Source organism: Melioribacteraceae bacterium 4301-Me, from assembly GCA_041538185.1.
Classification (GTDB): Bacteria; Bacteroidota; Ignavibacteria; order Ignavibacteriales; family Melioribacteraceae; genus Pyranulibacter; species Pyranulibacter aquaticus.
Window position 1 is genome coordinate 66,932 of sequence record JBGORM010000005.1, and the last position, 12,743, is coordinate 79,674.

Genomic DNA, 12,743 nt, shown 5'->3' on the forward strand with positions numbered 1-12,743 from the left:
TTTTATTTCTTAATTGTCAGAACAATTTTCTTTCTAATGAATTCATTCACATTCCCGTTCTTAAAACTAACTCTAATAAAATCATTTTGTAATTCGCCGCCTATTACACTGTTCACAAGATTAGCGTTTTTCAAACCCAATAAATAATCGTTACCAGATTTGCCTTCTACATAAGTAATTATGCTGTCAGCTTTCAATTCTTGATAAAGAATATTAAGTGAATTATTAGTCCCACCATAGTCAGTTTTCAAAGGAAGTAAATAAATTTCTGGGGAAGGATTTATAGTAATATCCAAGACAGAGGATTTTTCCAGTTCGAAAGCAGTTTTAACTAAAAATGCTTGCTCTGAAATAGGGAACTTATAATCAATAGATTTACCATTTAGAGTAACAGATTTAACAATAGTCCCAAGTCCTAATGCTGGAGTGAAAACAAAGTTAATTTTATTATTGCCTTTATTTTCTAGAAATAATTTTACGCTGTTCTTATTCTTCAGTAATTTAAGATTAATGACGTCGTTTCCAATTTTAACATTGTTTATCAAAAGGCTATCCCAGTCAGCAGGCAAATTAGGTGAGAAATAAATTGTTTTCTTTGGTGCGTTTACATCTAAACCAATAAGTCCTCTAACAAAAGGCTCTGTAAATCCTGCTGCCGAAAAGCCTTGATCGTGATAACCTTCTGCCAGTTTAGAATTAAAATTGCCGGAAAAGACTTCAGCAACCACACCCAATCCATTATCAAAAAAATGGTTTGCAATTGCCTGAATTAATTTATAAGCAGAAAGACTAAAATTATAATTGTATAAAGCACGAGTCATTAATGTAGATATGAATGGCCAAACAGCTCCGTAATTGTAATTAGCAGGGTCATAAAGTTCGGACTTATTAGAGAGACTTCTAACGCCCCAATCTGTAATTAATTCAGAAGTAGTCATTTTTTTAAGAGCTTCAATTGAGTGTTTATCATCCAGCACTTTAAATTTCATTCCAGTTGATGTCCATGGAGTATTCTCATCGACTTGCTCACCCTTTTCAGTTGCACCATAGCTATAGATTCCTTTTTTTGGCATCCAAAATTTTTCTTCCATTGCTTTTAGTGCTTTTTTCAATTCCAATTCTGCATCTGCCTTTAATTTTAAATCTCCAACTGCATCAGACATTTCAATTACTGCTTCAATCCCTTTTGTCCAAATTGCAGAAGTGTAAAAGTCGGCATAAATATTTACATATTTTCCAAATTCAAGCACACCCAAGCCGGCGCCTTTCAAATCCATTAACCCATCGCCGTCGCTATCTTTTGATAAGCACCATTTATATGCCTGTTTTATTGAGTTCCAACTTTGTCTAATAAAATCGAGGTCACCACTTTGATGGTAATAATCGCCTATAGCTACTAAGTACCATGGAGTTGTATCAGCGTGATTATAACCAAAATGGTAATCGTTCCACCAATCAATTAATCCTTCACTTTGAGAAAGCTCATGTGCCATTTTACCAATATCTTTGTTTACTTCATTCGGCTTATTTTTTCTAATAGGAAAATTATCTTGCCGCTGCCATTTTTGTGTGAATTTTAACGCATCTCTAACTGTATTAAAATCTTGTATGCTGTTAAAAGATAAAGAATTAATAAAACAGTCACCGCCAAAGAACCATGCAAAACCAGGGCGGCCACCTCCTCCGGACAATCCATAACCTGCAACCATGCCATATCCAAGATTAGGATTATTTACCATTAAATTGTGAAGCGCAACTTTACTCCATTCGTATGCTAAATTTAATTTCTTTTTCGGCGTTATAATATTTACCGTGTTATCTCTTAGATTCTTATAATAATCGAAGTTAATTTGATAATACTTTTCTGCATTTTGCCAAAGATTATCATATAGAGATTTAACTTCAGAATATTTGGCATTTATACCTCCGGCAATTATAATCGGAACAAAAAAATTCTTCACTTCATTTGGTTTAATCTCAATTTTAAATTGAAGTGGATTATCAGCAAACATATGTGCTGGTGGTGCAGTCATCTGTTTGCCAAGCGGTGAACCGCAAATGAACAAAGCTCTTTGCCGACCTTCCGAGATAATATAACCCTTTACATTATCATCCCAATAACTGTACTGACCACCGATACCTGCGGGCCACTGAGGTTGCATTACCGGCAAAAAGCCGGGAACAATAGTTAAAGGTACAGTTGTGTTAACATCGAGAAGAATAATTGCTCCTTTTTCATTAACAGGAACCATTATTATTTCTTTAATAGTAAACGACTCGTATGAAAATGTTAGAGTTGCTACTTCTGGAGTTACTGAAATTGTCTTCAAAATATCTTTCGGTTGAATTGGTGTAGTTGAAGATTCCACAAAAAACTGAAGCTGAAAATTTCTGAGCGGTTTCCATGGCCATACCCACATTTCAAAAGTGCCGTCTTCATAACCCATTAAAGCGGCTTTCCTTCCAATTCTATCGAAATACTGAGTTGGCTGAGCAATTCTGCTTAACTCAATCTCATTTTTCTTTAATTCAAATTTTGGGACAAAGTCTTTTTGGTTTTCTTGAGCAGACAAGTTCAAAATGAAAATAAATAAAAGAAAGATTGATAGTCTTGTTTTCATAATTTTATAATTGTTAGTTGTTGAAAAAATTATTTTAATGTGGTTATCTCAACTTAATGTTCTTCACTTAGCTTCTTTATTATATTTATCAATTAAAACTCTCGCTATAATTGAATCCCATATATAATTTGACGGACTGTTTAACACATCATTATCTGCACTGTAAGATTCCCAAAAGTTGTGATTTTTTTTCAATTGGGTTATCACTGCCAATAACATTTTTTCTGATATTTCATCTGCAATTTTTTTGTAGCCGTATTTTTTTAATCCATCAATTACCATGTAGTCCCAGAGCAGCCAAACAGGTCCATTCCATTTACAGCAATAATCAACATAAGGACTGTAGAATGGGTCATCTGCAGATAAAGTAGGAATGCCATACTTTCGCCAGAATTCATTTGGATTGGTTAAGTGCTGAACAAGTTTTTCTGCTCTACCTTTTGTCGCTGTACCAGACCAAAGTGCAAGGAAACCTATTATTTCCTTATGTTTTAAGTCACGTGTTAAATATTTAAAATAATGATTTTTCTTATCGACATGATAATAAAAACCGGTAGAGTCATCCCACATAAACTTATTAATCAAATTAGAAATATGATTAGCTTTTTCCATCCACTTTTCTTTTTCTTTTTGATAACCTAAAGCCTCAGCCATTTTTGCAAGCGATTTCATTTCATTTACTACCATTAAAGAAAGGTCAAGGTCTTCCAGTTCATCGGAAATGTCTTCCTTATCAACATCAAGGTGCCTTTCTTTAGAGACTTGAAATACCACATTATACCAGTCGCGCACATTTTCAATTATTCCATAGGGACCCCATTCAAATAAACCGTCGTGATCAGTATCTCTATTTTCTTCTAACCAATTGACATACTTTGAACCGGATTTATAAGCATCTTCCAAAAATTTTTTATCTTTGCTTACTTTGTAAACTTCCCAGTTGATCCACGAAAAAAACGGAGCTGAGGTAGTAGACATTTCTTTTCCAAGTTCCTTACTATAATGTGGGTAATCTTGCAGACCTCGCGGTCCATGTCGATAAGCAATTAATCCATCCTTTCTTTGCTGGTCTATATAAATTCTTTGAGAGCCCTCTGCAGAAAGCGGGTCCATATACGCATAAGCTAACATACTTAATGATTCATGAAGAACTTGATGACCATGTCCCCATCCCCATAACGGCTGTCGCGAAAAAACATAAAAATTATGCTTAGCTGAATCTGTTGGAGGAAGCATACAGCCTCGTACAAGATTAAAAGCACCAATGTAGACAAGCTTTTCATCCTCAGTTTTAAAATTTATTCTCGGAACCTTAGAAAAGAGTTCTACATTCTCATCAACATATTTTTGAAGAGGTTCAGTTTTTAATTTGTTTATTTGGCCAATAAGAGAATCGAGATTTTCCTTTTGATCTTGCCACCCTCTAAAGTATCTTATATTTTTTTGTTCACCAGACTTTAACGTAAACTTATTGTGCAGTGCGATAAAATTTACATATCCGTCGTTTTTAAGATTTAACGTATCACTTCTATTATTAGAATAGTAGTCCGTTTTTATTTTTATGTAAAATTCGTTTATACTTTCCGAATAACCCCCATAAGAATAAGGTTTAAAATTGCCACAGAAAAAATCTCTCGTTTGTGTTGGGTAAGGTGCATTTTTATATAAACTGCTAATTAACCTATATTTTGATTCGTAATGATTTGTCACATACCCAAAATTCTTATTATCGAAATACTTGATTAGCAAAGAATCGTTGCCAAGTTCAAGTATTGGATAAATTTCAATCTCATGGGGTACATTATCATAATTTTTAATTTGCATGCTTACCATTGCAATAGATGAGCTGTAAACAAAAAAAGTTTCCTGCACATGAATTCCCTTAAAAGGCTCGTATTCAAGAATTGCCATATCTGGGAAAGAAGCTGTAACGACAGGTTTTTTGTGGTAATCTTCAATATTCATTACTACTACTTGGTTTACTTTCCAAATACAATAAAACTTGCCTGCTTGGTCACCAGAATAATTAATTGGATAGCAGTCTGAATAATAATCCATTTTATAACCTTTATCGCCGTACAAACGCGAACGTTGCATTGCTGCCGTGTAAGTTGTAAAAAGGGGATCATCTGCTGCAGCATTTATCATTAAAAACTTATCGTTTACATGCAGAGTTTGTGAAGAAAGGTTCACTGTAAGTATAAGAATTATTATTGTTGTTAACTTCATATCAAAATTCCTTTTTTCTATTAAGCAAAAATCATTTAGTGATATTTTGTAAGTCAATCATAAATCTAGAAATGATGCCTGCCCAGATATAAGTTTTGTTCCAACCTGCTTGGTGCTCGTCTGGACTATAGAATTCCCAGAACCAGTGATCAGTCTTCAATTGATGAATCATATTGGTCATTATTTTTTCAGCTAATTCTTTTGCTTCTTTTTTATATCCATAGTTAAGCAGCCCTCTAAAAATTAGGTAATCCCATTGAACCCACACTGGTCCATTCCAATAGCCAATTGGGTTGTAATATTTATCATCTGCCGATAAAGTAGGTACTCCGTATTTTCTCCAAAATTCCTTTGGATTTAGTAAGTGTTTCATTAACGCATTAGCTTGGTTTTTATTTGCAATCTCTGCCCAAAGTGCGAGAAATGCAATTATCTCTTTTCTTTTAAGATCATTTTTTGTTTTGAAGGTAAAGCTATGGTCTTTTTTATTGACATTATAATAAAATCCAGTTTCTGTGTCCCACATATATTTATTTATTAACTCTGTTCTGCGCTCTGCGTCTTTCGCCCAATTATCTGCTTCTTCTTTTAACCCAAGTTCATTTGCCATTGATGCAAGTGATTTGGCTTCTTTAACAAGCATAATATTGCAATCGACTGCCTCAAAATTTGAAGGGTCTCCTACTTCATCCCAAACTGCAACTCTTGCATCGCGGACAGACTCTAAAACTGCATTTGCACCCCACTCACACAAACCATCATTATCGGAATCGCGATTGTTGATATAATAATTATAGAATTTTTTCCCGGACTCGTACGCCTGCTTCAAAAAATTTTTATCTTTTGTAACCTTATAAATTTCCCAATTTTCCCAATTAAACCAAGGTGCGGAAGTTGTAAGCTGTCCATTTTCTGGAATTGTCTCGTTCAAGTATGGACCCGTTCGATAATTTATATAACCATCAGGGTGTTGTCTTTCCATAAAAACTCTTTGAGAATTCATCGCACTCTCAGGGTCCATAAAAACATAAGCAAGCATTGTAAGACTTTCATGGAAAACTTGTCCGCCATAACCCCATCCCCATTTAGGTTCACGCGAGAAAACATAATAATTATAATGGCACTCTCCTTCAGGGGGAAGCATACACTGCCTAATTAAAGAAAACGCATTCCAATAAAGTAATTCTTTATCTTTGTCGTTAAATTTCAGAAGAGGTATTTTTTTATAAATTTTTTCATTTTCAAGAACATATTTGTTCAAATCTTCTTTCATTAAAGATTTACCTTGTGTAATCAATTCATTAACATTTTTTTCTGGTTCAATTACACCACGAACAAGCTTAAGCTCTACTGTTTGCCCTGCAGAGATGTTTAATCTTTTTTTCAAAGAAATAATTTTAGCCTTGTCAATAGGTATATTTTTATTAAGATAGTTTAGATTAACAGAATTCATAAAAATGGTCTTGCTAGTATCTCCTTTCTTTTCATATAGGAGATAAGACCCCATATCATCAGGCTTTAGATTAAGAAGTAAGATATTTTTCAAGTTTTTTTGGAATGGTATGTTGTGCTCTTTCATCCAGCCATCAGGGTATTCCTCATGATTAAATTCAATACCGGTACTGTCATTAATTAAATTTACGTTAGAATAAAATCTATTAATGTTTTGAATGAATGGATAAATATCTATTACTTTATCAAATGAACTTTCGTTTGTAATTTTTATTTGTCTAACAGCAATTCTAGAACTATAGACTAAAAAACATTCCTCAACTTTTACATCTTTAAAGGGATAGTAATTAAACTTCACCAAATCGCTATACGATGTAGTAATAACTGGCTTTTGATAGTATTGTTGAAGCTGTTCTTTTACAATTCCATCTTTCTTAAAAACTAATCCAATATTTCCAGCTTGATTTGTTTCGAAGTTCATACCTTTTTGAGGGTCGTACCAAACAAATTGATAGCCTTCATTCACGATGTATTCTGATCTACTTAAAGCGGAATTGTAAGTAGTGTAAATTGGATCGTTTTCAGTAGCTGAAAGATTACTTAAAAAACTTTGTGCAAATAAACTTGTCTCAAATAAAATTCCTTCTATAAAACAGAGAAGAAAAATTATTTTCAATTTACTGAACTGAACAAGAATCATATAGCTCCATTAATTTTTAAAGACTTCATAAATATTCGTATTATTATTACCGTATAAATCTACCTGTCGGCAGACAGGCGAGAATCTGTTAATTTTTTTTTAGATTCCCACTTTCGTGGGAATGACTATAAATGTATAAATAATTTTTCAGTAATCACTTTTAGTGAATAGTCACTGACTTTAATTTTATTTTTACTTCTTTATCGACATATCTGCTTTGTTTTTCGTCGAACACAACTTTTACGTTATAAATATTTTTTTTGACTGAAACTAAATTTCCGTTTATGATTGAACTAATATTATTAGCGGGACAAAATATTTCTAATGTCCCTTCACTTTTTGGTTTGCCTTCAACTTTTATTGAGTAATAGTTGCCAGAATAATTAGTTGAAATAATTCTAAAGCCTTCTGAGTAGTCGCCAACTTTCGGATTAGTTATTATCGGCAGAGCGGAGATTCCCTCCGAATAAAAAATTTCCACATACAAATTTTTATTGACATTCAAAAAAAGTTTTACAAAATCTTCTTGTCGTCCAAAGTATTTTTTAACTGAAATTTCCTTACCGCCAATTAAAATTTTTTCGATTTGAGTTCCTTTTGGCAAATATGGAATAAATTCTATCTCAAGGTTATTATTTCCAAAATGCTCGAAGGAATAAATAATTTTATCTGAGGTTTTCTCCATTTTAAAGTTAAGTGAATGATTACCTAACTTAATATTTTTTACATTTATGAAATCCCAGTTGGCTGGGAGTTTTGGTGACAAAATTAATTTATTGTTCAGAGCATTAGCATTTAGACCGAGCATTCCTTCAAGAATTGGTTGGAGCACCATTGTTTCGGACCAGCATTGATGAGAACAAACTCCAGAAGGAAGATACTGTTCACCATTTAGGACTTCTTCAACAAAACCGAGGTTCCAATTTTTATAAACATTTAGATTATTCATTATATGATTAAATCCTTGAAGAAAATTCCCATACTTATATTCTGCTAGAGAAGTCCATCCTGTAAACAATGGCCAAATGCTGCCATAATGATAACCACGCGGGTTGAATAATGGATTATCTTGGCCAATTATGCGCACTCCCCAGTCGGCAGTAAAATTATTTCCAGCATAGGTATCAATAACTTTATAGGCTTTTGAGCTATCGATACCTTCAAAATAAATTGGCACGGAAGGCATGGCAGTTTCTTGCGTGTTGTAAGTATTGTTTTGCAATAAGCCGTAATTGAAGAAATTTGTTTCTGTATTCCAAAAGCTATTATTAATAATCTGTTGAACTATTTGATGCTCTTGTTCATACTTTTCAGCTTCTTCTGAGTATCCAAGAGTTGCGGCTATATATCGAGCAGCATCAAGAGCTGCTGACCAGCACCCGGCCAAATAGAAAGTGGTTTTAGCGCCGTAAAGTTCCCCGCCTTCAACCCATCCATGACCAACATTTGTATTTTCAATTAAATGATCTCCATCGGTATCCGTAGAAAACATGAAGTCCATTGCGCTTTTTATATGAGTCCAACTAGATTTAATAAAATTCACATCGCCAGAGAATTTCAAATATTTTCCTGCAAGTATTACGTAAAGTGGAGTTGCATCGGCAGCGTCATAGTGAACAACACCGCTTGTTGTTAGTTCATGAAAAATTTTCCCATTTACATCTTGGTACTCTTGATAAGTATTCAACACATCTTTAACCTTTTGAAAATCACCATAATCTAAAATTGCCATACTGCTCCATTGCCCGTCGCGGCCAAAATACCAAGCGTATCCTGGTCGCCCGCTTACTTGTTGATTCCCGTTCCATCCGTGTGCTGTAGTTGAATAGCCAGCTACTAAAGATTTTCCAATTCCCGGTGTATTAACAAAAAATCTTTCAGTACCAATTAATGCCCACTTGTAACCAGTGTTAAAATTGTCATCTGGAGTTGTAATCATAAGTGATTTGCTTAGAAAATCTTTATAGTATTTTGCTGCCTTTTCATAAATTAATTTTGCTGAAAAAGCATCTTTGTAATACCCTACAGCTTTTTCTAATCCTTCATTCGTGCCCGAAACAAAAACATTTAAATTGTCATTCATCTTTAAGCTGAACTCCAATAAACATGCAGCTTGCAGCTTGTCTGTTAATTCTCCCTTAAATTCTTTTCCATCCTTATTGAATTTATCGAATCTGCCATATAATTTTCTGTGAGGGACTCCACTACCACCCACAATAGAATAAAATTCATTCGTCTCATTTTTTACTACGAAAGCATTTAGACCTTCATCCCATGTATAATATATTGAACCTAATGCTTTATGAGAGTAAGGCCACATAAATCTCAAATTGCTTTTAAAAATGACAATCAACTTAGCCGGATAAACACCACGATATTCATAATGAACAATTCCTATAGGATTATCAACATCGGATGTAATAATTTCTGTAATGTAAGCTCTTGGAAATTTATATATTCTAGTAAATGATTCTGGTCTAACTTCAATTTGAGGCACTTGATCATTAAACCAATAAATTGAATCGCTGTAAGAAAATTGAACACCAACCGTATAATCTCTTAAAGCCATAAAAGGATGAGTCCAAACTTCTTCTATACCACCCTTTTCTTTACCCATAATTAAAATCCGCTTTCCTCCTATATCCCACTGATTATCTGAAGCGAAACGTGCAGTGAACATTAGTGAGATCTCGTTACGGCTCCAGTTTTCTGCGGGATTAATTTTAATTTTTGAAGATGTATGAGAGAATTGTTCAACGGTCAATGGTTTATAACTCCAATAGCGGACTCTCTCATTGTCTTTCATTCCTGATAAATAATTCAGGCAATTTTTTGTAAATAATTCGAGTTGTTTTCTGTTTTGGTTTTTGGGTTGGTAATAAGTGTACGCTCCGACAGCTAAAATTTTTCCTTTGCCAAGATTATATTCTAACATTAACTTAGATTCTTCTTTTAATGTTATATAAGCCCAATCCACTGCAACAACATTACCTTGTGGAATAATATTGTTAAAATAGCCCAGTTGTCTTACTATCATATCTTTTAGTGGTGCCCAGATATAAGCACCGCCATTTAATCCTTCAAAAACAGGATGGGAACGGAAGGAATGTAGTCCTAATTTTCTGCCGTAACCTTCATCAACAGCGTTTGCATATTTCACTTGAGGTTCTTGTTTTTCTAAGCCCAAAGGAATTAATAATTTTATTGCATCGAGAGTTAAAAATAAGCCGCCACCTTGACGAATATAATTTGTTAAATTAGTTATAAAGATTGAATCGGTTTCAATATTAGAGAGTGCTGAGGAATCAGGTCGATGATACCACAGCACATTAAATGTCTTTAAGATTTGCGGATTATCTTTTATTTGATTGAACGTAATCTTAACAGCGCGGAAATTCTTCACATTTAAGAGGAAATTATAAGTCGCTTGTATTTCTTTGGAATCAATAGAATCACAAAGAAACCCAACTCTTAAACTAACATTTAACGAGTCAATTCTTTTCTCTTGGATATGAAAAGATTGCTTTGCTAAAATTTGATTTTCGACAAAAAATCGAGCAAGAAAGAATAAAATAATTAAGCCATTTAAACGAAGTATTAATTTCATTTATTTACAGTTCTTATTTGCCTCATAAAATTATTTCAATAAAATTAACTTTTTAGTTTCGATGAAGCTTTTTGTAATTATACGATAGAGATAAACACCGCTTGCAACTTTGTGATTGTGAAAATTTGTTCCGTCCCAAGTTAAGTTATAAGTGCCTGGCATTTTTTCTTCATCTAACAAAACTTTTACAATTCTTCCTAATGTATCGTAAATAACAATTTTAACTTTTGTTTGGACAGGTATGGTGAAACGAATAGTAGTAGTTGGGTTAAAAGGATTTGGATAATTTTGATACAACTCATAATTCATGGGAATCTCGCCAATATCATTTTTTCCAACATCAACAACTGGAGTATTTTGAGCAAGGTCAACTGCAGCATAATAATCAATTGCATAATACCACCAATCATTAAGAATACCATTTGTAACTCCAGCATATCTTGGCAGGTGACTGAACCACCATCTCATATAACCTAGTTGTGAACAACCCCATTCACTGCAATCTACTTGTCGGGATTGGTTAAGTAAATATGGGTATCTTTTCCAATTATCAGCATATGTTATTACGACTTTATGATTTCCATAATCGTAATCCGACTGTCCATTTGGTGGAAAGTGTATATTACCAACATTAGCTTTGCCTGGAACATCCTTGTCAATTCTAGTAAATAACTCCCACATATTAGGGTTAGCAGCCTTATTATCCCAGCGGCCAAATGCATGCCACATTGCACTTTCGACACGGTGGCCAACACTATGCATAGCTTCTGCTACACCTCGTTCATAGTTCCAGCCCATAATAGATAATGTTTTTTGCAATCCAGGATGAGATAACGGAGGTGCGTTCCACCAAAAGGCGCCAGGTCCTGCCAATATTGATTCATACATCCCAGCAAAAGGAAAAGCATAAACCCAAACTTCATCAATCTCACCATTATTTCTTTTTGTATCTAGATTATAAAAGTCAATCATCCCATTATAATCGTAATGTATTCTTCCTTGTGTCTCGGCAATGTTTTTCAACTCTGTATATAAGTGATAGTTATCCTGGAAATAATAAGCTAAATCATTAATTGTCATGTAAGAGCTGTCAATTTTAGTAAATATATTTTGATCTTCATGCCTTTCTACAATTTGGAAAATAACCGTACTATCACTAGCTTTTTTAAACTCATCTAGAATCTGTTCAACCATAACATTTGGGTCTGTCCAATTCCACTTTTCGTGAAGTCTTTTATTCCCAAACTGAGGAATAATGGGATCTTGAATTATTAAGGCAACTTTTACAATCTTAGTTTTAGCTCGTTGTGAAGTAAAATCTGATAAGACTTGAACATTAGCTTTACCGCTAAGAGTCCCGTCCTCTGTAGCTACTGTAACTACACAACTACCTAAAGATACACCTGTAATGTTACCACTAGCGTCTACAGTTGCTATTGATTCATCGCTAGAATGATACACAACAGGATAATTCAAATTATAATCTGAAAAATTTCCCTCTTCATCTTTAACTTTTAGAGAAGTCTTTAATGTAGTTCCGGGAATTACCTTTGGTGGGGAGGGAGTAATTATCAAACTTGTTAATTTCAATTCTTTTTCTAATACTAATTCTCCTAAATGTATAGCAGTATCTGCTGGATTTTTAATGGAGAGTCGTAAATACTTAACTGTTACAGGACTAAATTCTAATGAGTCCCACATAAAAGTATAAAAATGCTTTCCTGAAGTTAATGAAATATATGAACCAGTTTTGTTATTTAAGTCCACTAAACTGTTTGCTGATTCAAGCGACCATAAGCCGTCATTAAAAAAGAATACCTTGGCTTTTGAAAAAGTAATGGTATTCAAAAAATTTAATGTGATTGTTAATGTATCACTATTGGTAACTCCAGCCTCCGTAAAAGGATTGTCATCAAAAATTTTGTCGATTGAATTCCAATTAATTTCAGGATATGAATTCCATTCAATTGTGCTATCCTTAATACCACTCGCTATATCTATCTTTTGGTGAATTACAATTTGCGCTTTAGCAACAATGCTAAACAAAAAGAAATAAATAAAAACTTTTGTAATCCATTTTAAATATCGATTCATCTGAGAATCTCCTCTAATATTTAAGCTGTACGTGCTTATT

Annotated in this window: 5 protein-coding genes; all 5 read right to left on the minus strand. The window is 33.6% G+C overall.

Annotated elements, in window-relative coordinates:
* Positions 1-2 precede the first annotated feature (2 nt).
* The 5 genes from ABRY23_09565 to ABRY23_09585 all read right to left on the minus strand — a co-directional run bounded on the left by ABRY23_09565 (position 3) and on the right by ABRY23_09585 (position 12,703).
* A complete protein-coding gene (locus tag ABRY23_09565) occupies positions 3-2,621 on the minus strand; it encodes an amylo-alpha-1,6-glucosidase (protein ID MFA3783296.1) in 2,619 nt (872 codons plus the stop codon).
* A gap of 63 nt (positions 2,622-2,684) precedes the next feature.
* Positions 2,685-4,850, minus strand: coding sequence for an amylo-alpha-1,6-glucosidase (locus ABRY23_09570; GenBank protein MFA3783297.1), 2,166 nt, complete (start codon positions 4,848-4,850; stop codon positions 2,685-2,687).
* A 31-nt stretch (positions 4,851-4,881) separates the two neighbouring features.
* The gene (locus tag ABRY23_09575; protein MFA3783298.1) at positions 4,882-7,002 is read right to left on the minus strand and encodes an amylo-alpha-1,6-glucosidase; all 2,121 of its coding nucleotides are present in this window, start codon (positions 7,000-7,002) and stop codon (positions 4,882-4,884) included.
* A gap of 160 nt (positions 7,003-7,162) precedes the next feature.
* Complete coding sequence (locus ABRY23_09580) at positions 7,163-10,609, minus strand: amylo-alpha-1,6-glucosidase (GenBank protein MFA3783299.1); 3,447 nt, start codon at positions 10,607-10,609, stop codon at positions 7,163-7,165.
* A gap of 30 nt (positions 10,610-10,639) precedes the next feature.
* A complete protein-coding gene (locus ABRY23_09585) occupies positions 10,640-12,703 on the minus strand; it encodes a T9SS type A sorting domain-containing protein (protein ID MFA3783300.1) in 2,064 nt (687 codons plus the stop codon).
* Positions 12,704-12,743 lie beyond the last annotated feature (40 nt).